General features: G+C 52.4%; 23 protein-coding genes and 1 CRISPR repeat array (1 of these 24 running past the window's edge). Of the genes, 11 read left to right on the top strand and 12 right to left on the bottom strand.

The features are described 5' to 3' along the window. Positions 1-471: direct repeats of the CRISPR family, unit length 37 nt; unit sequence GTCTCAATCGCCTTTCGGCTTTCTGCCCGTTTCGGAC; it reaches 1,419 nt to the left of the window's first position. Between the two features lie 415 nt (positions 472-886). The 9 genes from EGM51_16175 (at position 887) to higA (ending at position 6,839) form a co-directional block, all read left to right on the top strand. Beyond that, positions 887-1,486 carry a formylmethanofuran dehydrogenase gene (locus tag EGM51_16175; GenBank protein QBG48860.1) on the top strand — a complete coding sequence of 200 codons (600 nt, stop codon included), beginning with the start codon at positions 887-889 and terminating at the stop codon, positions 1,484-1,486. A 238-nt stretch (positions 1,487-1,724) separates the two neighbouring features. Continuing rightward, positions 1,725-2,420: a peroxiredoxin gene (locus EGM51_16170; protein ID QBG48859.1), complete on the top strand. Its 696-nt coding sequence runs from the start codon at positions 1,725-1,727 to the stop codon at positions 2,418-2,420. Positions 2,421-2,498: 78 nt separating this feature from the next. Beyond that, the gene (locus tag EGM51_16165; protein ID QBG48858.1) at positions 2,499-2,978 is read left to right on the top strand and encodes a DUF302 domain-containing protein; all 480 of its coding nucleotides are present in this window, start codon (positions 2,499-2,501) and stop codon (positions 2,976-2,978) included. A gap of 18 nt (positions 2,979-2,996) precedes the next feature. Further along, positions 2,997-3,311 carry a thioredoxin gene (trxA, locus tag EGM51_16160; protein ID QBG48857.1) on the top strand — a complete coding sequence of 105 codons (315 nt, stop codon included), beginning with the start codon at positions 2,997-2,999 and terminating at the stop codon, positions 3,309-3,311. 14 nt (positions 3,312-3,325) lie between these two features. Next, positions 3,326-3,742 carry an OsmC family peroxiredoxin gene (locus tag EGM51_16155; GenBank protein QBG48856.1) on the top strand — a complete coding sequence of 139 codons (417 nt, stop codon included), beginning with the start codon at positions 3,326-3,328 and terminating at the stop codon, positions 3,740-3,742. A gap of 142 nt (positions 3,743-3,884) precedes the next feature. After that, positions 3,885-4,223 (top strand): transcriptional regulator, encoded by a 339-nt coding sequence (locus EGM51_16150; GenBank protein QBG48855.1) that lies wholly within the window; start codon positions 3,885-3,887, stop codon positions 4,221-4,223. A gap of 816 nt (positions 4,224-5,039) precedes the next feature. Continuing rightward, on the top strand, positions 5,040-5,621 hold the full coding sequence (locus EGM51_16145; GenBank protein ID QBG48854.1) for a restriction endonuclease: 582 nt from the start codon (positions 5,040-5,042) through the stop codon (positions 5,619-5,621). A 59-nt stretch (positions 5,622-5,680) separates the two neighbouring features. After that, positions 5,681-6,541 carry an RES domain-containing protein gene (locus EGM51_16140; protein QBG48853.1) on the top strand — a complete coding sequence of 287 codons (861 nt, stop codon included), beginning with the start codon at positions 5,681-5,683 and terminating at the stop codon, positions 6,539-6,541. 1 nt (position 6,542) lies between these two features. After that, a complete protein-coding gene (higA, locus tag EGM51_16135) occupies positions 6,543-6,839 on the top strand; it encodes an addiction module antidote protein, HigA family (protein ID QBG48852.1) in 297 nt (98 codons plus the stop codon). Positions 6,840-7,118: 279 nt separating this feature from the next. On the opposite strand, the gene EGM51_16130 is transcribed toward higA, so the two are convergent. Next, positions 7,119-7,466, bottom strand: a complete 348-nt coding sequence (locus EGM51_16130) for a hypothetical protein (GenBank protein ID QBG48851.1) — start codon at positions 7,464-7,466, stop codon at positions 7,119-7,121. 41 nt (positions 7,467-7,507) lie between these two features. On the opposite strand from EGM51_16130, the gene EGM51_16125 reads away from it, so the two are divergent. Together EGM51_16125 and EGM51_16120 are read left to right on the top strand one after the other, a co-directional pair. Then, a complete protein-coding gene (locus tag EGM51_16125) occupies positions 7,508-7,765 on the top strand; it encodes a type II toxin-antitoxin system Phd/YefM family antitoxin (GenBank protein ID QBG48850.1) in 258 nt (85 codons plus the stop codon). Next, a complete protein-coding gene (locus EGM51_16120; GenBank protein QBG48849.1) occupies positions 7,753-8,067 on the top strand; it encodes a type II toxin-antitoxin system RelE/ParE family toxin in 315 nt (104 codons plus the stop codon). The genes EGM51_16125 and EGM51_16120 overlap by 13 nt, the downstream gene beginning before the upstream one ends. Positions 8,068-8,887: 820 nt before the next feature. Here the strand turns inward: EGM51_16120 and EGM51_16115 are convergent. The 11 genes from EGM51_16115 to EGM51_16065 all read right to left on the bottom strand — a co-directional run bounded on the left by EGM51_16115 (position 8,888) and on the right by EGM51_16065 (position 22,128). Then, positions 8,888-9,259 carry a hypothetical protein gene (locus EGM51_16115; protein ID QBG48848.1) on the bottom strand — a complete coding sequence of 124 codons (372 nt, stop codon included), beginning with the start codon at positions 9,257-9,259 and terminating at the stop codon, positions 8,888-8,890. A 108-nt stretch (positions 9,260-9,367) separates the two neighbouring features. Beyond that, entirely contained in the window at positions 9,368-12,496 is a 3,129-nt protein-coding gene (locus tag EGM51_16110) for an efflux RND transporter permease subunit (GenBank protein QBG48847.1), read from the bottom strand. Further along, positions 12,493-13,644: an efflux RND transporter periplasmic adaptor subunit gene (locus tag EGM51_16105; protein QBG48846.1), complete on the bottom strand. Its 1,152-nt coding sequence runs from the start codon at positions 13,642-13,644 to the stop codon at positions 12,493-12,495. Before EGM51_16105 ends, EGM51_16110 begins: the two co-directional genes overlap by 4 nt. Before the next feature lie 25 nt (positions 13,645-13,669). Beyond that, positions 13,670-14,275 carry a TetR family transcriptional regulator gene (locus EGM51_16100; GenBank protein QBG48845.1) on the bottom strand — a complete coding sequence of 202 codons (606 nt, stop codon included), beginning with the start codon at positions 14,273-14,275 and terminating at the stop codon, positions 13,670-13,672. A 155-nt stretch (positions 14,276-14,430) separates the two neighbouring features. Then, positions 14,431-14,922 (bottom strand): acyloxyacyl hydrolase, encoded by a 492-nt coding sequence (locus EGM51_16095; GenBank protein ID QBG48844.1) that lies wholly within the window; start codon positions 14,920-14,922, stop codon positions 14,431-14,433. Positions 14,923-14,967: 45 nt separating this feature from the next. Further along, a complete protein-coding gene (locus tag EGM51_16090) occupies positions 14,968-15,231 on the bottom strand; it encodes a hypothetical protein (GenBank protein ID QBG48843.1) in 264 nt (87 codons plus the stop codon). Continuing rightward, complete coding sequence (locus tag EGM51_16085) at positions 15,228-15,893, bottom strand: hypothetical protein (GenBank protein QBG48842.1); 666 nt, start codon at positions 15,891-15,893, stop codon at positions 15,228-15,230. The genes EGM51_16090 and EGM51_16085 overlap by 4 nt, the downstream gene beginning before the upstream one ends. 43 nt (positions 15,894-15,936) lie before the next feature. After that, complete coding sequence (locus tag EGM51_16080) at positions 15,937-17,247, bottom strand: TolC family protein (protein QBG48841.1); 1,311 nt, start codon at positions 17,245-17,247, stop codon at positions 15,937-15,939. Between the two features lie 11 nt (positions 17,248-17,258). After that, positions 17,259-20,297, bottom strand: a complete 3,039-nt coding sequence (locus EGM51_16075) for an efflux RND transporter permease subunit (GenBank protein QBG48840.1) — start codon at positions 20,295-20,297, stop codon at positions 17,259-17,261. A gap of 11 nt (positions 20,298-20,308) precedes the next feature. Continuing rightward, on the bottom strand, positions 20,309-21,463 hold the full coding sequence (locus EGM51_16070) for an efflux RND transporter periplasmic adaptor subunit (protein QBG48839.1): 1,155 nt from the start codon (positions 21,461-21,463) through the stop codon (positions 20,309-20,311). Positions 21,464-21,483: 20 nt separating this feature from the next. Next, the gene (locus EGM51_16065) at positions 21,484-22,128 is read right to left on the bottom strand and encodes a TetR/AcrR family transcriptional regulator (protein QBG48838.1); all 645 of its coding nucleotides are present in this window, start codon (positions 22,126-22,128) and stop codon (positions 21,484-21,486) included. Positions 22,129-22,150: the final 22 nt, after the last annotated feature.

The following is a 22,150-nucleotide window of genomic DNA, read 5'->3' as shown; positions in this document are numbered from 1 at the left end:
GGACATTTCGTTGAAATCAATGGGGTCGTGCTGGTGAGAGTCCAGTCTCAATCGCCTTTCGGCTTTCTGCCCGTTTCGGACAGAATATCACTTGGACGGACGTCGCCTCCGTAGAGGCGGTGTCTCAATCGCCTTTCGGCTTTCTGCCCGTTTCGGACATGCGCAACGGCAAATACATTTATAGCCCAAGCGACATAGGGTCTCAATCGCCTTTCGGCTTTCTGCCCGTTTCGGACAAAGGTGGGAGTAGAAATGACGCTGTACATCATTCGGGGATTGTCTCAATCGCCTTTCGGCTTTCTGCCCGTTTCGGACCAGATGCGACTGGCGGGCAATGCAGTGTGGAGAGGGCCAAGTCTCAATCGCCTTTCGGCTTTCTGCCCGTTTCGGACATCCTAAACTGGCGTGTTATTATTGCAGGCACGCCAAGGCCAGTCTCAATCGCCTTTCGGCTTTCTGCCCGTTTCGGACAGCACCCCCTTTATGTCATTGATTCCCAGAGAGTTGCAAGCCCGTTTTGGCGGCAGTCCATTTTTCCCCTCTTTTTTCACCCGGAATCCGGGCTGATCAACCTGTAAAAATTTTCACTACCAATTAAAATACAGCATGTTACGATTTTCGGCGGCACTCCCGGGTTTTTGACGATTTTGGCGTGCCGCCGAAATCCGCACCGGGCACAGCCGTCGCACCGGCCCGGGAATGGATTGATTTCGGCAGAATAATGTATAATATACATACTTAATATGCATTTTAATAAGCATGGAGACGGCCGTGAATACGGAACGTGCTGTCGTATCATCAAAACGGCTTTCCGTTTATTTGCAAAGGCCAACCGCACAAAGCATCCGCGGCTTAACCGGAAGCGCTAAACAATAAGGGGTTAATCATGGCAGCCGAAGACATAATGAACAGTGATGACTTTAAAAAATGTGCCTCCTTCCACGGGCATGTCTGCCCCGGCCTGGCCATCGGTTTTCAGTCCGCCCGTGCGGCTTTGGATCAATTGAAACAAAACCGTGCGGCCGATGAAGAGCTCGCAGCCGTGGTTGAAACCGATGCCTGCTCCGCCGATGCCGTCCAGGTGCTGACCGGCTGCACTTTCGGTAAAGGGAATTTTATTTTTAAAGACCACGGAAAAATGGTGCTGACCCTGTTTTCCAGAGAGACCGGCAAAGGCGTTCGCGTGGCGCTGAAACCCGATGCGTTCCAGCCGAGCGACGAGCATAAAAAACTCATGCAGAAAGCGAGCTCCGGCGAAGCCGATGCTGCCGAATCAGCCCGCTACCGCGAGCTCCATCTGGAACAGACCCGCCGTATTCTGAAAACGCCGCCGGAAGAACTGTTCAGCATTACGGCAGTCCGTATGAAACTTCCGCCCCGGGCGCGCATCGAGCCCTCCGAGCTGTGCCCCGTCTGCGGCGAACCGGTCATGCCCTCCAAAATGGAACCGGTCGACGGGCAGCGAATCTGCCGGGCCTGCTTATAGCAGCCATCCCCAACCGAACCCCGTACAACACCTTGATGCCGCCGACTATGCGCCGGATATCGAGAAAATAATCACCCCACATTGAAGCCGCCGGTTAGAAAAAGCGCCTTTTCATATTTTTATATTGACGTATATTAATTTTAATATATGTTAATCCGCAACCTTCCCGAAAATCCCGGGGATGTCATGAGAACTGTACGAACCGCGATGCCGGAATAAGCGTGTAAAGGAGCCAACAATGCCCTGCGATAAACGAAAGATCATTGAAGACGAAGAACCCGCTGTAACTGAAAATCAACCGACGACAGGAGAACAGAAAATGAGCACAACATTAGTCATGCGGCGGATGCCGGAATTTGAACTCGAAGCCTACGATGCCGCGAAAGGAAGCTACACAACGGTATCGAGCGAAGACCTCAAGGGCAAATGGTCCGTCGTCTGTTTCTACCCCGCAGACTTCACCTTTGTCTGCCCCACCGAAATTGCCGCGATGAATGCGAGCCAGGATAAACTGAATGAGCTCGGCGTGAACGTACTGCCGATTTCCGGCGACACCAAATTCAGCCACAAGCGTTTTGCGGAAACCGAACCGCTGCTCAAGGATCTGAAACTGACGATGGGTGCCGACAACACCGGCAATGTGGCGCGCAAATTCGGGGTCTGGATTGAACAGGAAGGCGTGGCCCTGCGCGGCCGCTTCATCATCGATCCCGAAGGCGTGGTGGTTGCCGAAGAAACGGTAGCCGACAGCGTCGGCCGCAACGTCAACGAACTGATCCGTCAGATCGAAGCATGGCAGCATGCCTATGCCACCGGCGAAGTCTGCCCGGCCAACTGGCGCAAAGGCAAAAAGACGCTCCCGGTAAATACCGATATAGAGAACATGACCGGCAACGTCGGCAGCTATGTCACCATTGAGGATATTCTCGCATAAATCATACCGCGGTGCCGCCCGGGCCTTCCCCCGCCCGGGCGGCGTTCCGAATATGCAAACAGGTATAAGGACCGAAAAATGAAAAAAACAGTTATCACACTCGCGGTCGGAATCGCCGGCGGTATTTTACTGACCGGCATCACCATGGCTGCGGTGATGCCGAAAATGATGCTGCATGAAAAAGTGAGCCCGCTGGGCTACACAGAAACCATTCAGCAGCTCGAACAGGCCGTTACCAATGGCGGATGGATTCTTTCCCGCAAAGTGGATATGCAGAAAAGCATTGCCCGGCACGGGAAAAACATCCCGAAACTCACGCTGCTTAAAATCTGTCAGGCCGATTATGCCGACCGGATTCTCAATACGGACGACGCGATGTATGTTTCCGTCATGATGCCCTGCAGTATGGCGGTTTATCAGAAGAGCGACGGCAGAACCTATGTCTCCACCATGAACACCGGCCTGATGGGACGCCTGTTCGGCGGCGTGGTCGCCGATGTGATGGGCGGGCCCGTCGCTGACGATGAAAAACAGTTCACCCGATTTCTCACCCTCTAAACAAAGAAAGGAAATACCATGAAAGCAATCATAGTGACGGATGAAACCTTCAAAGAAACCATTGCATCCGGCGTAACGCTGGTCGATTTCTGGGCCCCGTGGTGCGGGCCGTGCAAATTCCAGCTTCCGATTCTCGAAGAAGTAGCCGAAGCCGTCGGCGACCGTGCAACGGTGGCCAAACTCAATGTGGATGAAAACACGACCACGGCGGCGGAATACGGCGTACGCAGCATCCCCACTCTGATTCTCTTCAAGGATGGGCAGGTGCTCCAGCAGATGGTCGGCGTTCAGCAGAAAGAACAGCTGATTCAGGCCATTGAATCGGCACACTAACACAGGAGCATTCCATGTGGACCTATCAAACATCCGTTGAATGGAAAACCGACAAACAGGGAACCGCCTGTTGCGAAGGAAAGCCTGCCATCGACGTGGCCACGCCGCCGGAATTCGGCGGCCCGGAAGGATTCTGGACGCCGGAGGATCTGATGACCGCGGCCGTTGAATCCTGCATTATGGCCTCTGCACTCTATTTTCTGAACCGTGGAAAAATCGGCTTCCGCTCCTACCGCAGCCAGGCCGCCGGCACCATGAAGAAAGGCTCCGCCGGCCTGGTTTTCAGCCGGATTTCTGTAAACGTCACTCTGGAGCTCGAGGATGCTGCCCAGGCCGATGCCGCCCGGAAAGCCCTGCAGCAGGCGGAGAAAACCTGCCCGCTCTCCAATACCCTGAGCTGTCCCGTCGAACTGACCCTCGAAATCCAGTAGTTCCGCAGTTGCCGGAAACACCTGCCGGACGGAAACGCTCGATTCCGGCAGGACGATTCTGTAGAAATCGATATATGCTTAAACAGATGGCGGTGCATACGGTGCACCGCCCGAATTTCAATGTAAAACCGGGAACTGAAAAATGAGCAAAACAACCCCGTGCATTCGGCAGGGAAAACTGAAAGTCGAGACGCTCCAGCGGGCGGCGGAAACGTTGAAAATGCTGGCGCATCCGCAGCGCTTGCGGATTATTGAAATTCTGGAGCGCGAACAGGAAGTTCCCGTTCATGCCCTTGTTGCAGAAACCGGATTTGCCCAGGCCGTGGTCTCGCAGCACCTGAACCAGATGCGCCGCGCCGGCCTGCTCTGCTCCTCCCGCCACGGAAAAGAAATGTGGTATTCCATCTGCGATCCCCGCGCCCTCTCCATCCTCAACTGCATCTGCAACAACTGCACCACACAGGACTTCGAAGAAGCCTGATACCAAACGTTAAAACGATCCGGTATAAATTTGATCTCTCGCAGAGGCGCTGAGGACGCAGAGAAATTCAGTCACAAACGGCTCCGCGCGCTCTGCGTCGCTGCGCGGAATAACGCTGTCGTTAAGACCGGAATGTTTTAGTAAATGGTATGATACCCTGTTGGATTACTTCTCGGTATAAACCTCGTAGTCCGGAATCTCCGAAGTTTCACCACGGAGGACTCAGAGGAACACAGAGGAAGGACGCTGTGCTCTCCGTGTCCTCCAGCGGAGCTGGGTGGTAAAATATACCCGTATGTTTTAGCGAGTAGTATGAATCCTTTATGACGCCAACAGCGTCAATTTACCCGCCCCCTCAGCGCTCGATGACGGGGCGGTTCTTTTTTCAAGCGAATCAGACCACGCACCGCGCGATTTATAAACCAACCGTTTTTCCGGATCTATAAACGCGATGCGATCACCCCACCTTCCAACCATTGGAAATGTGGATCAAATCCCGCACCACCCCGTCCGCCCGACCCAGCCCTCATTTTCTTTACAATCAAACTGCATACTCATAAAGTTTATCGCAACATTCACAACTCGTTTTACAGCACACTGCACGGGCTGATAGGGGAATAAACAGAATCGGTATATGCAGTGCATAACAACATGCAATTCAACACACTGTTGGACATAATAAATAAGGAAGAGCAATGGGATTTTTAGATTGGCTTACAAATTCACCCCAAAGCAATAGCTCAGGGTTATCCCAAGATATTTGCTTCAGCACCTATGAAAAAGAATTCTCAGCCCTAACGAGCAAAGCAACAGACATTGCTCTTCCTCACCTGCCAACTTTATAGTAAGAAAAAGCAACGGTTGGTTTGTGTTGATGATTATGGGGTTCCCTACAAGGATGAATGGTTCAAGGAGCTAGAATATTTCTATCAACAGCTCCTGCAAAATGAACTCAATGACCTTGAAATACAAGCGATTGCTTCTCTCGCGAATTATCGACTTTTCACAGGAGAACGCACATTTTTCGATAATGGCTACGCGATTGAAGAAGAACAAATTCACCAAGGGCTTCTAAGTGTACTTGATGGTGTAGTCGATGTTCAGACTAACTACGAAGAGGAATCAACTTCTGAATATTCAGATGACATAACGCCAGAAGAGTATGAATACTTTGTCACTGATATCCTTAATGATAATGGTTGGGTTGCAGTAGTGACCCAAGGGTCAGGAGATCAAGGTATTGATATTGTTGCGGAGAAAGATGATTTTCGTTTAGCAATTCAATGTGAAAAATATTCAAAGCCAGTTGGAAACAAAGCCGTTCAAGAAGCATACGCAGGTGAAGCATTTTATGAAGCAAATGCATGTGCTGTGGTAGCCCCACCAGTCTGCAATTGAGTTTGCCGACAGCCAGGGCCATCATGACGACCTTGCAGGCCTAACTGTTACCTCTCCAGATGAGTAATAACAACGAACATTTAAATTTGCCCTCTCCCGCCCATATTTTGAGGTGTATTGAAGAATGGCGTTCATATGATTTAAGAAAACTGAGCGATGTAGAAATTGATGCCAATCTCGTCTCATTTCTTGATTCGCTTGGCGAATACGTTTTAACGACAAAACGAAAGACTGTGCCTTGCTTGTGGCGAATCAGATCAATGGATTACCTTCTCAAGTCAGAGTCTGAGCTATGGGAACCTCCTGTAGATAAGACTCCAATGGGGCGATGTAATGCTGAAAAAAATCCCGTTCTATATACGTCCCTCAAATTAAAAACCCCATTTGAAGAGTTGAAAGTAAAACCGGACGAACCTGTTTACTTGATTAAATATAAACAGAGAACTCCTTTGAACCTTCGAACTGTAGTTTTATCTGACAAAAACACCTCTATATCTGGGAGGAAATTGTTTGATGATCAAAGCTTCATTTCACATCTAATCTTACGCGACTTTATTCGTTCAGAGTTTCTGAAACCCGTCGGGAAAGGAACTGAATTTCTTCATCGGATTTCAGCATCTATGACCCGAACTTGGTTTGATGACGATGATATCGATGGCTGGCTATATCCATCCGTTCATTCAGTAAATGATTTAAATATAGCTCTTAAACCTAACGTAGCTCGCTCTAAACTTGAAATTGACTCTGTTCGAATAGCAAAAATGGTCGATAAGAAATCAGTAGCTAAATCTAATATTTCTGCTTCAAAGCAGCCTCTGTTCAATATGATGAAAATGGTTATTAAGTCAGACTTCAAAGCGGAAATAAAAGAGGATGGATTATATTGGTTTCCCTGTAATGAATTAGGAGGTGACTTTTAAAATGAAAAAAATTGCTCCAGTACATCCGGGAGAAATCCTGAACGAAGAATTCCTTAAACCTATGGGAATCAGTCAAAATAAATTAGGTCGTGATCTGGGAGTTTCTCCACGCCGGGTGAATGAAATTGTCCACGGAAAAAGAAGCGTAACCGCTGATACAGCCTTGCGTCTTTCGGTCTATTTTGGGAATTCAGCATCTTTCTGGCTGGGTCTCCAGATGGATTACGATCTTGATGTTGCAGAAGATACCATTTCCGACAAAATCCATAAAGAAGTTCACCAACTCGCTGTTGCATAAAAAAGGGCAGGTGTCAGGGCAGGTGTCAGTCCTATTATTTCAGGGCAGGTGTCAGTCCTATTATTTCGTTATCAGCCCCAAAGCTGGCGATCGAGGGTGCGGTACTGAATGGCCTCCGGAGTGGTGCGTCCGCTCTGCCGCCCGCCACGTCGGGGACGTGGCCTACATTTTCCAGAGCTTGGAAAGTTCCAATGACTGGAGGGTCGAAAGCTTCGGCGAACCAGCCCTACCCATGAACCGCCTGTCTTTCCTTTCCGTGTATTTCGTGTATTCCGTGGTTCATAATTTTCTCGTGCGCGCAAGACCCTGCGCGGCACCGGTACGGCCCCGGAAAACATCGCGGATCACCTCGTCGTCGAGATCGGGAATATGCACCGGGGTCAGGTGTCCGAACCGCAGAAACTCCGCCAGCTTCCGCGCATCGCACCGGTCGGTTTTCTTTTTGTCTCCGGACTTTGAGGGAATCAATGAAGGAGCAATAACCTCTCCCTTTTTCAGATCGTACTTCTTGAGGATTTTCCGGACAGCCTCCACTGTTCGGTTCAGATACGCAGACACTTTTCCATACAGCACCGCCGGCTTCATATCATGAAAAGCCAATCCGATTACATTTGGAAACCTAAACATAATCATTGAGCACAGAGTATCACTAAAGTATCATTTCGACTATGAAAACAGAATTAGTGACCACATTAAAAAGACAAGCGACACAGATCCTGTCCGATCTCCATAGTTCCGGCGAACCCGTTTTGATTACTGAACACGGAAAACCATCAGCATACCTTGTTGATGTTGACTCCTATGAGTTCATGCAGGATCGGATGAAAATCCTTGAAAGGATCGCCAGGGGGGAACGAGCCATTCTTGAAGGCAGAACCTACACACAGGATGAAGCCAAAAAGAAGATGAAAAAATGGCTGATCTAATTTGGACAGAACCTGCCCTCTTAGGTTTAGATGAAGGTGCAGAATACATCGCCCTAGATAATCCTACGGCAGCATCAAATTATGTCCAAAAGATTTTCGACAGAGTTGAGCGGCTAACTATCTACCCAAACTCAGGGAAACGCCCCAAGGAACTACCCCGCACTCCATACCGTGAAATCGTAATTCCCCCATGTAGAATTTTTTATCGGGTCGAAGATGATATTGCATACATTCTACAGGTCATGCGTGCAGAGAGATTGCTTCAGCCATTTCTGTTAGATAGACGAAACAAAGATAAATAATTTTCCAACCAAAACATTGAGCCTACTGGGACAACGCCGGTCGATTCGGTCAAAGTTGGATTCCCAAGCGGGTCAGGATTAACGTTAGCTCTTGATAAATAAGCAAAATGGACAACACAAAAATCCAAGCCCCATTTCATGTCGCACTGCGAAACGCAATCATCATTCTCGTCATCGCAGGAATAAGATCTGCAATCATGATTCTACGAGATGGAAAACAATTTCAGTGGTCATCCGAATATCTACAAATCATTCTCATCTGGACTGTTTCCATATTAGGGATTTGTTTTGGACATGCATATTTAGGAAGTAAAACAGGAAAAATCACAGCCGGAGTAATTGTGGGAATAATTACTGCAATCATTATAGGAATCACTTTCAAAAAAATATGGAGCTAAATCGGGTAAAGAGGAGTGACTAGCTTCTCCTCCCCACACCACCGGACATGCGGGTCCGCATCCGGCGGTTCGCAAGGCACCATCCGATAAAATCACCTTGGATAGTGCATCCGAGACCATTGTTCGTGAACCGCTCTCTTCGGTCACTATTTCCTACGAAAATTATCTGCGCTACGCTTCGGGAGGCTGATCACCCCTTGTTCTTTCAGCCATGCGTTGCCCATGCCCATGTTCGTTGCCAGCGTGCTTGGCAGGCCGGCGGCCTGCGATACAAACCTGTACCGCAGACGGCTCGTCTGCACTCCCGAAGGGAAAGCCCATTCGAATATTCTTAACGTCGTGCCAATCCGGACCGACCCTTTTCCGGTCTGCTTCAACGCAGCATACTTGACCGGAAAGATGCCTGCGGTACGGCGGCGGGGTCAGGCTTCGCCGACGTAGAACCATTCGCCGTTTTCTTTTTTAAAGACGGAGTGTTCGCGGTGCTGCTGCTCGGATCCGTTCAGCCGGTACTGCGCCACAAAATCGACGGTGGTTTCTTCGGCGCGGATGATCAGCAGGCGGATCCATTCCGCCGCATTCATCCATTCGGTAATATTCTGCGCCAAATCCGGCGTGCGCGATTTCGGGAGTGTGGTGCGGACGAGATAGTCGACGTCTTTTTTCACGTAGGCGGAATAGCGCGAGCGCATCAGCTGCTCGGCGGTCTGCGCTTTTTCAGCGCCGGAAATAAAGCGCCCGCAGCATGCGCTGTACGACTCGCCGCTTCCACATGGACAACGTTCTGAATTCATTTCTGCATAATACTCCTGCTGAAATCACATGTCGCCACGGAAAAACACAGATTCACACGGATAGAAATTAATCGGTTTAATTCCGTGTTTATCAGTGGCTGAAGCCCCCTACTCCTCCTCTTCCTTTCCGCGGGTGCGGAGGGCGTGAGTCTTTTCACGCAGGGTCATGAAGAGCACAAAGAGCGCGGGAACCAGCACAATGCCGAAGACCGTTGCCGCAATCATTCCGGTAAATACCGTGGTGCCGATAGCCCGGCGGCTGGCGGATCCGGCGCCATCAGCAAACATCATGGGCAGCACCCCGAGAATAAAGGTGAAGGCGGTCATCAGCACAGCGCGGTAGCGCTGCCCCGCTCCATCGGCCGCAGCTTCCAGAATGGAGAGCCCCTCCTCCCGCCGCGTCTTGGAAAACTCGACAATCAGAATGGCATTTTTACTGGCCAGACCGATCAGCAGAATCAGTCCGAGCTGGGCATAGATACTCAGCGGCATCTTCATCAGAAACAGCCCTGCCAACGCACCGGCAACCGCCACAACCGTGGAAAGGATCACCGGCAACGGTGTAGTCCAGCTTTCGTACTGCGCCACGAGGAAGAGGTAACCAAAAATAACGGCCATCAGCAGCAGCACGTTGGTACTGTCGGCGGCGCGCGATTCATGATAACTCAGGTTCGACCATTCAAAGGTGTACCCCTCCGGAAGAACTTTTCTGCCGATCTCGCTGACCGCATCCATTGCGGCACCGCTGCTGACAAAGGGCAGAGCGAACGCATTGATGGTTGCCGCCGTGAATTTGTTATAGCGTTCGATATTCCGCGGGGCGAGCGTGGTATCGAGTTTCACCAGACTGCCCAGAGGAACCATATCCCCGGTTCGGCTTTTCACATGAATGCGGTCGAGTGAATCCACGTTTTTACGGAACGGCCAGTCCGCCTGAATAATGGTCTGGTTCACCTGTCCGTCGAAGTTGACATCGTTCACATACATGGAGCCGAGATAGGTCTGCAGTGCACTGAAGATGGAACTGATTTCCACATTCAGCAGAGCGGCTTTTACCCGGTCAACCTCCAGATGAATGTGCGGTGTATTGGCCGAATATCCGCTGAAAGCGAACATGATTTCCGGGGCCATGTTGATTTCCATCAGGAAGCTGTTGAGTACCGCCTGCAGTTTCTGTGGATCGTTGTCCTGCAGGGACTGCAGGCGGATGTCAAGCCCTCCGCTGTTTCCCAGCCCCATAATGGCCGGCGGCACGAACAGATTGAGCTCGGCGCCGGACACCGTAGCAAGACGGGCCTGCAGTTTCTGCTGCAGCGCGGTCACATGAAGTTCCGGCTCCATGCGTTGGGACCAGTTATCCAGACCGAACATGAAAAAGGCTACATTTTCGCCGGAACCGCCCATCATACTGAAACCGGTCACCTGAATGATATAACTGATTCCCTTTTCATCCCGAAGCGGGGTCAATACTTCATCCAGCAGTGCTTCCGTACGCGCCCGGGTTGCTCCTTCCGGCAACTGCGCCATACCGAAGATAATGCCCGCATCTTCATCAGGCAGAAACGACGCCGGTGTCATTTTATAAAGTCCGTAAGACACCCCGAAAACACACAGCAGCATAAATCCGGTAATGAGCAGACGGCGGGCCAGACTGATTGTGCCCGCCACATAAATACTGCGCGCACGCCTCAGCCCGGTATTGAACCAGCGCAGTGGACCGTGCTTTTTCGGTTTAATGACTTTGAGCATGACGGCACAGAGCGCCGGGCTGAGCGTCAGCGCATTGACAGTGGAGAAAAACACGGCGGCGGAAATGGCGACGGCAAACTGCTGATAGATCTTTCCGGTAATGCCCGACATAAAACCGATCGGCACAAAGATGGACAGCAGTACCAGCGTGGTGGCGATCACCGCACCGCTCACCTGCTCCATAGCTTTTATAGTTGCCGTTTTGTGATCGAGCCCTTCACTCTCCATAATTTCCAGCACGCGTTCGACTACCACAATAGCATCATCCACCACCAGTCCGATGGCCAGCACCAGCCCGAACAGCGTCAGGGTGTTGATGCTGTATCCAAGCACCGCCAGTACCAGAAAGGTCGCACAGAGCGATACCGGAATGGTGATGGCCGGAATCAGCGTCGCACGCCAGTCCTGCAGAAAGACATAACAGACCACCACCACGAGGAAGAAGGTCAGCAGCAGTGTGATCACAATTTCACGAATACTGGTCCGGACAAACTCGGTGGCATCATAAGGCAGGATCATTTCCAGACCGTCCGGTGCCGTGCTGCGCATCTGCTCCAGCTCGGACTGCACCTCATACATGGTATCCAGCGCATTAGAACCGGGTGTACGGGTCAACCCCAGTGCCACAGCATTGCGACCATTGTATTTGGAAGCAAACAGATAGCTGTCCGCTCCTTTCTCCACGGTGGCAACATCCTTCAGATAAACGACCGCACCGTTTTCTTCTGCACGGATGACAATGTTTTCAAAATCAGCCGGATCATTCAGACGACCTTCCGTGTTCAGCGTGTAGGAAATCTGCGCCGTGCCATCATCCGGCGAAGCTCCGATTGAACCGATCGAGGCCTGGATATTCTGGCTGCGGATTGCGGATGTCACTTCATCCGGGCTGATCCCCAGTGCCGACAGACGGTCTGCATCCATCCAGACGCGCATGCTGTATTTCGGACCCCAGACCTGTGCACGGCTCACGCCGCGGATACGCTCCAGCGACGGCTGGATAATTTTATAGGCATAGTCGCTCAGAAACAGATCATCCCTACTGCCGTCCGGTGAACGGACAACAATGAAACCGAGAAAATCCGATGATTCAGTCTCCACCGTCACGCCCTGCTGCACCACCTCGGTCGGCAGCAGCGGTTCGGCCTGGGCCACGCGGTTCTGCACCTTCACCTGGGCCATATCCTGATCCGTCCCCACTTCAAAGGTAACCGTCAGCGTATACATACCGGCGTTGTCCGAGGAGGACGACATATAAATCATATCCTGTACGCCGTTCACCGCATCTTCAATCGGCCCCGCCACCGTGGCCGCCAGCACTTCCGCGCTGGCACCGGGGTACATGGCACGCACCACAATCTGCGGCGGCGTCACCTGCGGATACTGAGCAATGGGCAGCGACGAAATCGAAAGAATCCCTGCCAGCATCAGCACAATGGAAATCACTCCCGCCAGTCGCGGGCGTTCAATGAATACCCGGGAAATCATTGTGCCGCCTCCATAAGCGTAACGGTTGCGGAAGCTCCCGGCTGTACTTTCTGCACACCGTCTACCACCACACGGTCACCGGACTTCAACCCCGACGTAATCACATAATCCTTTTCAACCGGTTCACCGAGCGTAACGCGTGCAACCCCGATTGTGCCCTCTTTATCTGCAGTCAGAACATAGGGCCCCTCCTGGTCGACCAGAATCGCCTGTTGCGGAATACGAATACCCGCCGGCCGGTCCGCCGGACCGACGAGAATGGAAACATATCCCCCAGGCACCAGCAGTTCATCCGGATTATCAAACAGATAACGCACAGTCATCGTTCCAGTACGCTCATTCATGGTATTATCATCAAAATCCTTTTTTCCGATGGCGGGAAGTTCTGTTCCGGTCGGCAGACGAACCCGAGCGACCAGTTCATCAGTGGAGCCCGCAGTGACGCGTTCGCGATACTGAAGATAAGCCCGGTCAGTGACCGAAAAAACTACGCGGACCGGATCCAGCTGAACAATGGTTGCCAGCGTCTCACCCATCATGGGATCAATATAGTTACCCTTTGTAACCAGTGCCGCCCCAATGCGCCCATCGATCGGGGCACGGATTTCCGAATATTCAAGATCCAGCCGGGCCACAGTTAGATTGGCTTCGGCTTGTTTCAGGTTGGCCATTGCCTGCAGTTTCAGCGCTTCAGCCTGATCCTTATCGGATTGCGACACACTGCTGCCGGCTTTTTCAATCCGCTCAAAATAACGCTCTGCCCGGTTGAGCTCGGCCTCCGCGCTGGCCAGATCGGCCTCGCGGGCCTCCACCATCGACTGATACCGTTTCTGATCCACCGTAAAAAGCAGATCGCCCGCCTTCACCATCGAGCCTTCCGTAAAGTGCACTTCATCGATATACCCCGCAACCTCGGTTTTCACCCTCACCTGCTGAACCGGCTCAACGGAGGCGATATATTCCTCCCGCACATCCACCGGTCCCTCCGCAACTTCAATCGCCTTCACCGCCGGCGGAGGCATTTCTCCGGGCCCACCCATCATGGCCGACATATCCATGGACATCATTTTCCCGGCAAAAATTCCGACGCCGATACCCACTGCGAACGTCACAATGAATACGACAATAGCTATAATCTGTTTCAACATATCTTTCTCCTTGTACCAACAACAACTAGGCCTTCTGACTGCCGATCACCAGATCGAACCCATCCATCAGCACTTCAATAAATTTTTCACGGCCGATATCTCCATACATAGACAGATGTACCGCGCCCACCCACACCGCGCCGAAACACCGGGCCAGTGTCTCAGCCTTTTTATCGCGCTTTAGCGCACCTATCTCCTGCAGGTGATCCAGTTTTTCCACCAGCAACTGCATCGGATCATCGCGCAGCGTCTTCAGCTTTTCCCGCACTTCCTCCATCATCTCCGTCGACCACTCAATCTGAAACGAACAGAAAAATTCAAACTGCCACGCCCGCTCATCACAGACAAACAGACGGGCGTATTCCAGCACATGCTCACGCATCTCCTCTACCGAATCCGGCAGTGCGGAAGTGCCTTTACACAGGCGCTCTTCTGCATAGATAATGACCGCCGCCAGCAAATCGGTCTTGGTTTTGAAATGCCAGTAAACCGCACCTTTTGAGCGGCCGATTTCCGCAGCAATATCCACAAAGGTTGTTCTCGAATAACCTTTTTCTGAAAAGATTCTGAGCGCCGCCTCCAGAATATCAATCCGGGTCTGTGCCGCCTCTTCTTTTGTCCGCCGTGCCATGCAATGACCTCACCGTTAAGCGCCGCGTTTATACATACCTCCAAGTAGGTATACAAGCAAAAGCCCGTTTATTTAGCGTATGTTTATGAGCGGGTTATGAGCGCAGTATGTTCCCGGAAAACAGATGTCCGGCGGAACGGTACACCGGCGCGGAATTACAGCTTTTTACCGAGCAGAAAATAGACCGGCACATCGAATCCGCGGTTCGGCCTGAACAGCCCGGCGTTGGAAATGTGACGCCACCCCAGGGTTGCATTCCATTTCTCTTCCTCACCGAACCGCACGCCGACTCCCACAAAATCGTTAAAGGCAAAATATCCGCCCAGTTCCATGTTTCCGAGATAGCTCTCCGTCAGATAGGTAGGACCGGCAGCAGCCATTACATATGTCCGAAACGATGCAGTGTTCCAGAAATACAACCGGAGAGCGGGAATAATTGAAAAAGCGTAAACCGCATCTTTGTGTTCATTGCTGCCCAGCCAGGTAACGCCGGCCCCGAGATCAAATTCCACCCGGGTCCATTCCTTGGAATAAAACATATACCCGAGATCAACCACGGCATTGTATTGGTCCGGTTCCGTCAATGTTCCGCCCTGAGGGCCGGCCCCTACACCGAAATAGAGTCCTCCCCCGGCATCGACCCTCATGCAAAGCAGAAGGATGAATCCTATCTGAAATATCCGACGCACAGCCTACCAGTCCAGTTCCGTATCCGTGGCCAGCGCGTGGATCACCGCACTCGCGGTAATGCAGCCGACACACACCACACCAAGCAGCGCAGAGACCAGCAGAGCCGACCATTTAAACGATACGCCGGACCACTCCGCCAGGTGATGCGGCAGGGTATTCCCGAAGATCGGAACCACCGACCAGATGATTCCGGCCAGAAATATCAGCCCGAAAAAGGACATCACCGCAGCAACCGAAAAAAGGAACAGTTTCTTTTTTACACTCATGATGCATGTACCCGTTCAGCACCTGCCGCTTCCGCAGGCTGTTCATGTCTGCAGCACAGGGTCAGATCTATAAACCGGGTTGAAAACCGGTTAAATCCGTATGCGGAAAGAAACAGCAGCGTGTAACCGAACAGTTCACTGCCTTCTTCCACCGCATTCTTCACCCAGCGTTGAACCGTCGCAAGCTGCTCTACTCCGAAAACCGATTCCCACAAATCCTTCATTCCAAACAGGCGGGAAAACACAAAGATCGAAAGACCGGCCGCCAGTAAGGCCCCGAACGCGGGAGTATATAGAAAGACTTCCAGGTTCCGCTGAAGCTGCCCGCGCCACCGCCACGCAAGCGTCAACGTAATGCTCCCGGTCAAAACAGCAAAGGGAAACCAGGCTCCATGGTAAAGATGGTCCAGCGCTCCATCCATTTCCCGGATCATCATCACCAGCGTTCCGCCGGCCATCAGAATCGACAGACTGCGCCACTCTTCAACATGCACAGCTGTGCGGGCAAAAATGACCGCAGAGAAAAACAGATAGACCAGCTGCATTCTTTCCGTGGCCGAATTTTCCCCAAATCCTGATGTTTCAGCAACCATTCCCGCATCAATCCTGATCATGAGCACCGAAATCAGAACGCAAACCATACACAGGATCAAACTCTTCATAATATCCATTGTATATCCGGAATCAGAATTCATATGTTTTCTCCTATTCGAGTTCCGCCAGAATGCGGCCGGTCTCAATATCGAGCTGATTCAGCACCAACTGATAGGCAATATAGGAAGAGGCGTAAGTACCCCGCGCACGGACCAGATCGGTCTGCACCTCATTCAGACGGGTAATCGGGGCCATGCCGGCTTTATAGGACTTTTCCACACTGTCCCGCACCTGAACGGAAAGCTGATGGATTTTTTCCGCCCGTAGAAAAACCTCCCGACTCATTGCCGCTTCATCAATCCGTTTCTGCAAGGAAGAGCGGATGGAGAGACGTAGCGATTCCTGCTGCTGCTCCAGTGCACGCATTTCGGCCTGGGCCTCTTTCACTGCCGCCGCTTTACGCCCCCCGGAAAAAAGATCCCAGGAAGCTGTCACCCCGGCAAACGAATCATAATTGCCGTGATCCCCCGCCGTGGAATAACCGCTGCGGTCGGCATAATTCATTTCCCCGGTCAGAAATATCTTGGGCAGCATTTCGCCTTTTGCCGCACGCGTCTGCTGGGCCAGAGCAAGTCGGCCGGAGGTGAACGCCTGGTAGTCCGGACGATGCACAAGCGCATAGCGGAACGCACTCTCCAGATCCGGAATGGATCCGCCTTCATCAAAATCAATCGAAAGCGGCTGCATGGATTCCGGAAGCCGGGCTTCAGGCAGAGCCATCAGCTCCGCAAGAATCGTGCAGGCGGTTTTATAGTCCAGCTCCGCCTGCAGTTCCGAAGTCTCCGCCTGCAGCGCCCGGATAGAAAAGTTATGCACATCCGATTCCGGCAGATCCCCCGCTTTAAAACGCTTCTGCGCATCCGCCTCAAGGTTCCGGTTAAAGGCGAGGTCGCGCCGGGCAATGGCTACATTTTCCCGGGCCAGTTGAGCCTGCCGATAAGCAACTGTGGCAGACTGAATCAGCAGCCGTCGCGTCTCCGCAGCAAATTCGTGTGATTGCTGCACACCGTATTTCGCCGCCAGCGAACGTGCTTCGCGGGCAAAACCGTCGAACAGCAGCCAGTTGGCCTGAAGACCGCCGGTCCCCTGAATAAAACTGTCGCTGTAGCGCGTTGTGACATCTATATCCGGATGAAGGCTCGCATCAAAATGGCCGTAGGACCCACTCAATGTAACCGTCGGCAGATACGCCGAACGCGCCTGTGTCAGCACGGCTTCGGCAGCCGCAATACGCTGGATTGCTTCGCGGACAGACGGGTTGCCGTCAAGTACCCTCAACCGGACATCCGCCAGGCTCAGCCCGTTGGTCTGAGCCGCGCCCAGTAACGGCATCATCAACGCAAATAAAATCCATTTCTTCATTTCTGTTCTCCCTAAAGATGTTCCTGATCCGCTTTGATGCGGTAAACGAGCGTGTAAACCACCGGCACCACAATCAGCGTCAGGAAGGTGGCCGCAAAAAGACCCCCCATAATAGTAACCGCCATCCCCGAATACAGGGCATCGGTCAGAAGCGGAGCCATACCGAGAATCGTGGTTCCGGCCGCCATAATCACCGGCCGCATACGACTGACCGATGAATCGAGCACCGCTTTATACGGCTCAATTCCACGTTCCAGCTGCAGTTCAATTTCATCAATCAGAACGATGGCATTTTTGATCAGCATACCCGACAGCCCCAGGAAACCGAGAATCGACATAAAACCGAACGGCATACCGGTGAGCAGTAAGGCGGTAGTCACCCCGATGATCGACAGCGGAACACACATAAAGATAATCATCGGACGCCGCACCGAGTTAAACAGCCAGATCGTAATCACAAACATGCCCAGCATACACAACGGGAAGGTCGCCGCCAGCGGGGCCTGTGCTTCGGCCGATTCTTCGGCTTCGCCCGCCCACTCAAAACGATAACCCGGCGGCCGTTCAATGGCCTCAATCTTATCCGCAATCTTACGGCGCAGCGTTTCGGGCAGGCCGTGAACGGGATTACACTGTGCCGTAATCGTATTGCGGCGGTCCCGGCGCATCACGTAGGGCCATTCCCACACTTTTTCCAGATCAGACACAACCTGACCGATCGGAATGAAGGTTTTGCTGACCGAACTCCACACCTGAATCTGGTCGAAATTATCGATGGATGTACGCTCTGATTCCGGTGGCCGGAACAGAATCGGAATCAGTTCATTCTCCTCGCGGTAAAGCCCGACCGGCGTACTGTTGAAATTGAGCTGAAGCGAAGAGGCCAGATCCGCGCGGGTCACACCGACCCGGCGAGCCTGTGTTTCGGAAAATACAGGGCGCAGCACCTGCACCTGCTGACGCCAGTCCAGCCGCACATCTTTTGCCGTAGGCTCGTTCTGCATAATCTCCAGTGCCTGACGGCCGAGTTGCTCCAGCACGGCTTTATCCGGACCGGAAAACCGGGCTTCCACATAGAAGCCCAGCGCAGGCCCGTTCGGAATTTTACTGCAGTAGGGCTCCGCATCGTAATAGTTCTGTTTGAGGTAGAAATCAATCTTTTCCACCATCTCCGGAATATCGTGATAATCTTCCGTTTCAACGAGAATCATCCCGTAACTCGGATCCGGCGTCTCATAATTGTAGGAAAGCATAAAGCGCAACGTACCCTCACCCACAAACGTGGAGGTCTGCTTCACGCCGTCCATGGCACGGATGTATTCATCAATTTTGGCCACATCCTCCGCTGTGCGGTCAATATGAGTTCCCGCAGGCCGCCAGTAATTCACAAAAAAGTATGGCGTCGGTGATCCCGGAAAAAAGGCCTGCGGCACAAACCGGAAACCGAAGAATGCAGCAAAGAGCAGGATCAGCGTGGCACCCACCGTAATGATCCGGTGATGAACCGTCAGATGCAGTACCTTACGGTAGCGGCGGAACATCGGCTTGTCATACGGATCCGCCCCGTGCGTATCCGGAATCTTCAGGAACCAGACACAAAACAGCGGTGTCACTGTAACCGCCAGTACCCAGCTGATCAGCAGTGAAAGCAGCATGACATAAAACAGCGAACGGCAGAACTCGCCGATGTTACCCGGCGCAAAACCGATGGCCGTAAAAGCAAGAATCGAAATAAACGTGGCTCCCAGCAGCGGCCATTGCGTATCGCGCACCACGTCAACCGCAGCTTCTTCCCGGCTTTCCCCGCGCTCTACGCGAATGAGAATCCCATCCGCAACCACGATGGCATTATCCACCAGCATCCCGAGTGCGAGAATCAGGGCACCGAGCGAAATTTTCTGCAGTTCGATCTCCATAATATACATACCCAGCAGCGTAGCGGCGATATTGAGCAGCAATACCGCACCGATCAGCAGACCGCTCTGCCAGCCCATGAAAAACATCAGCAGAACAATCACAATGATCACCGCCTGGATGAGATTCATCACAAAACCGTTCACCGCCTGGGTCACCATTTCGCTCTGGTAATAAATGGAATTGAGCTCCATGCCTTCGGGTCGCGTCTTTTCCAGCTCGGCCAGTTTTTCCTTAATGGACTCGCCCATGGTCACGACGTTGCCGCCCGCAACGGTGGATATACCGATTGCAATGGCGGGTTCCCCGTTAAAGGTCATAATCTGAAATTTCGGGTCGTAGTATCCCCGCGAAACCGTGGCAATATCGCCAAGCCGGACCAGCCGGTCTCCGTCGCCGACATAAAGATCGGCAATCACCTGTTCACTGGCAAAATCTCCGGTGGGTGTAATACGGATATAATTGCCGTCAATTTCAACCTTGCCGCTCGGCTGCACCACGTTCTGCGACTGCAGGATGCCGGCAATCTGCTCGGGCGATAATCCCAGCTCTGTAATGCGGGCGCGTTCGAATTCAACATAAATCACTTCCTGCTGAAGCCCCCAGAAGGCAATGCGGGCGACGTCGTCGCAACTCAGCAGTTCGGTCTTCAGTTCTTCGGCATAGGCTTTGAGATCAGCATAGGAATACCCCTCACCGGTCAGTGAAAAAAGAACTCCGTACACATCGCCGAAATCATCGTTAATGACCGGAGTTCCGGCACCGGGCGGCAGCTCGCCCTGCATATCACCCACCTTTTTGCGCAGCTCGTCCCAGATCTGAGGCAGTTCAGAACTTTGATATGTATCCTGGATATCAACGTAGATCAGCGAAAGCCCTTCCATAGAAGTGGAATAGACCTCTTTCAGCTGACTCATCGCCTGAATCGCCTCCTCAATCGGATCCGTGACCTCCTCTTCCACTTCGGCCGGGCTTGCGCCGGGATACTGCGTGACCACCAGCGCGGTTTTGATGGTGAAGTTCGGATTTTCCAGACGACCGAGACGCTGGTAGGACATCAATCCCGCGATAATCAGCAGGACGGTCATCACAACCATCACGGTACGTTTTTTTAAAGCAAAAGCTGCTGGATTCATAATCGTTCCCTTTATTGATCGTTAACGACACGAACCGGGCAGCCTTCATGCAGAAACCGACTGCCGGAAACCACCGCAAGTTCACCTTCACGCAACCCGTCAGTAATAACCACCCGCGAAGTTCCGTTCAGCTCGCCGACCTGCACTTCACGCTGCCTGACCGTGCCCGTATCCTCGTCGTAGATCCAGACTACCGAAACACCGTCCGCAGACGACGCCACAGCGGATACCGGCAGCGTAATCGCTCTGGACTGCTCAGACGATTCCCGGAAGGTCACCGTGGCCGTCATACCGGGAAGAATACGGCCGGATTCCGGCGCCTTCATTTCAAACGTGGCCGCGTAGGTCCGCGTCATCGGATCCGCTCTTGTGCTCCACTCTTTCAGACCGGCTTTAAACTCCCGGCCCGGCAGGGCCGGAAACGTGACATACGCGAACAGTTCCTTCGCATCCATGGGGACATGAACCACTTCGTTTTCCGGAACATGCACATTGATTTCAAGCTGATCAATAGCATGATAATGCAGTACCACCTGTCCGGGACTGATCATTTCATAATTTTCAACCCGCTGTTCAGTAACGGTTCCATCATAGGGCGCAAGCAGCGCCGTATCCTGCAGGGCATGCCGGGCAATCCGGAGCTGTGCCTTAAGATCTTTCACCGCAGCCTCAGCAGAATCCATCACACTTTTAGCCCGGTCATAATCCGCCTGCGGCACCACCTTTTCCTTAAAAAGCTCCGCAACACGCCGATAATCCTGTCGCGCATTTTCTGCACTGGCTTCCTTGCCCTCAAGCTGTGCTTCAAGCGAAAGAATCCGGTCTTCAAAATCGCGAGGATCAATCTGCATCAGCAGGGTTCCCTTTTTCACCGGTTCACCGAGAACCACATTCACCTGGGTCAGCGGGCCGCCGACACGAAATGAAAGCGAGGCCTCTTCGGTGGCCTTCACCACACCGGGATACGAGCGTATGCGCGGTTGCAAAACGGCCTTCACCTGTTCACAACGAACCGGACGCGCTGTATTTTGGTGCTGCATTTTAACTTCATCATTATGCCGAGCAACTTCTCTACGGCGAACCGCTGAAGCCGCAATGAGCGCAATAACCACAAGCGCCAGTACACCGCCGCCGATTCCGGTAATCAGTTTTTTATTCAGTTTCATTCAATACACTCCGTTAAAATTCAATCTTGCGGCAGACCCAGCAGCAATTGCGTCTGCCTCACCAGCAGGTTTTCCAGCGTCCGGAAATAGGATTCCGAAAAATCCTCTGTACCCAGATGATCCAGCATCGCCTTGCGATAGTTCGCATGCGCAAAAATCGGCATTTTCAATATCGCCACATGAGCAAACGCCTGTTCATCCGTCAGCGACGGATCAATAAGCCTTAAAAAGCGATACAGGCTGTCCAGATTCGGCTCCATCACATCGCGGCGGAATATGCGATACAATTCATCATCCCGCTGCATCAGCTGATAAATCACCTGCGAATGCCAAAGCGGACGGTTCGAGCGGAACAGATCATCCATTTCCCGCACCACAATCTGACGCACCGCACTCGAAAGCTCCTCCGGGGTCGGCTTCTCAGGCAGCTCAGCAACCACCTCGCGCTCCACATCATGCCTGCAACCCGCTATCGCTCCGCGGACCATTTCCTCCATGAGTCCATCCTTACCGCCAAAATGGTAGTGAATGCTCCCTATATTCTCCCCCGCCCGTTCGGCAATCGCCCGGGTCGAAACGTTATCAATGCCATGCAGTGCCGCGAGCTCGCCCGCTGCACAAATCAGATGCGATTTCGTCGAATCCGCTGCCGGATAAGCTGTCATAATTAACCTCCTCAAATTTAAT

It is taken from the genome of Verrucomicrobia bacterium S94, from assembly GCA_004299845.1.
Classification (GTDB): Bacteria; Verrucomicrobiota; Kiritimatiellia; order Kiritimatiellales; family Pontiellaceae; genus Pontiella.
Note: the sequence above shows the minus strand (reverse complement) of the source record. Positions and strands in the feature narration are given on the sequence as shown.

Coding starts and splice junctions, on each gene's coding strand:
- EGM51_16175 (QBG48860.1), top strand. CDS start 887: ATGGCAGCCGAAGACATAATGAACAGTGATGACTTTAAAAAATGTGCC.
- EGM51_16170 (QBG48859.1), top strand. CDS start 1,725: ATGCCCTGCGATAAACGAAAGATCATTGAAGACGAAGAACCCGCTGTA.
- EGM51_16165 (QBG48858.1), top strand. CDS start 2,499: ATGAAAAAAACAGTTATCACACTCGCGGTCGGAATCGCCGGCGGTATT.
- trxA (QBG48857.1), top strand. CDS start 2,997: ATGAAAGCAATCATAGTGACGGATGAAACCTTCAAAGAAACCATTGCA.
- EGM51_16155 (QBG48856.1), top strand. CDS start 3,326: ATGTGGACCTATCAAACATCCGTTGAATGGAAAACCGACAAACAGGGA.
- EGM51_16150 (QBG48855.1), top strand. CDS start 3,885: ATGAGCAAAACAACCCCGTGCATTCGGCAGGGAAAACTGAAAGTCGAG.
- EGM51_16140 (QBG48853.1), top strand. CDS start 5,681: ATGAGTAATAACAACGAACATTTAAATTTGCCCTCTCCCGCCCATATT.
- higA (QBG48852.1), top strand. CDS start 6,543: ATGAAAAAAATTGCTCCAGTACATCCGGGAGAAATCCTGAACGAAGAA.
- EGM51_16130 (QBG48851.1), bottom strand. CDS start 7,466: ATGTTTAGGTTTCCAAATGTAATCGGATTGGCTTTTCATGATATGAAG.
- EGM51_16125 (QBG48850.1), top strand. CDS start 7,508: ATGAAAACAGAATTAGTGACCACATTAAAAAGACAAGCGACACAGATC.
- EGM51_16120 (QBG48849.1), top strand. CDS start 7,753: ATGGCTGATCTAATTTGGACAGAACCTGCCCTCTTAGGTTTAGATGAA.
- EGM51_16115 (QBG48848.1), bottom strand. CDS start 9,259: ATGAATTCAGAACGTTGTCCATGTGGAAGCGGCGAGTCGTACAGCGCA.
- EGM51_16110 (QBG48847.1), bottom strand. CDS start 12,496: ATGATTTCCCGGGTATTCATTGAACGCCCGCGACTGGCGGGAGTGATT.
- EGM51_16105 (QBG48846.1), bottom strand. CDS start 13,644: ATGTTGAAACAGATTATAGCTATTGTCGTATTCATTGTGACGTTCGCA.
- EGM51_16100 (QBG48845.1), bottom strand. CDS start 14,275: ATGGCACGGCGGACAAAAGAAGAGGCGGCACAGACCCGGATTGATATT.
- EGM51_16095 (QBG48844.1), bottom strand. CDS start 14,922: ATGAGGGTCGATGCCGGGGGAGGACTCTATTTCGGTGTAGGGGCCGGC.
- EGM51_16090 (QBG48843.1), bottom strand. CDS start 15,231: ATGAGTGTAAAAAAGAAACTGTTCCTTTTTTCGGTTGCTGCGGTGATG.
- EGM51_16085 (QBG48842.1), bottom strand. CDS start 15,893: ATGAAGAGTTTGATCCTGTGTATGGTTTGCGTTCTGATTTCGGTGCTC.
- EGM51_16080 (QBG48841.1), bottom strand. CDS start 17,247: ATGAAGAAATGGATTTTATTTGCGTTGATGATGCCGTTACTGGGCGCG.
- EGM51_16075 (QBG48840.1), bottom strand. CDS start 20,297: ATGAATCCAGCAGCTTTTGCTTTAAAAAAACGTACCGTGATGGTTGTG.
- EGM51_16070 (QBG48839.1), bottom strand. CDS start 21,463: ATGAAACTGAATAAAAAACTGATTACCGGAATCGGCGGCGGTGTACTG.
- EGM51_16065 (QBG48838.1), bottom strand. CDS start 22,128: ATGACAGCTTATCCGGCAGCGGATTCGACGAAATCGCATCTGATTTGT.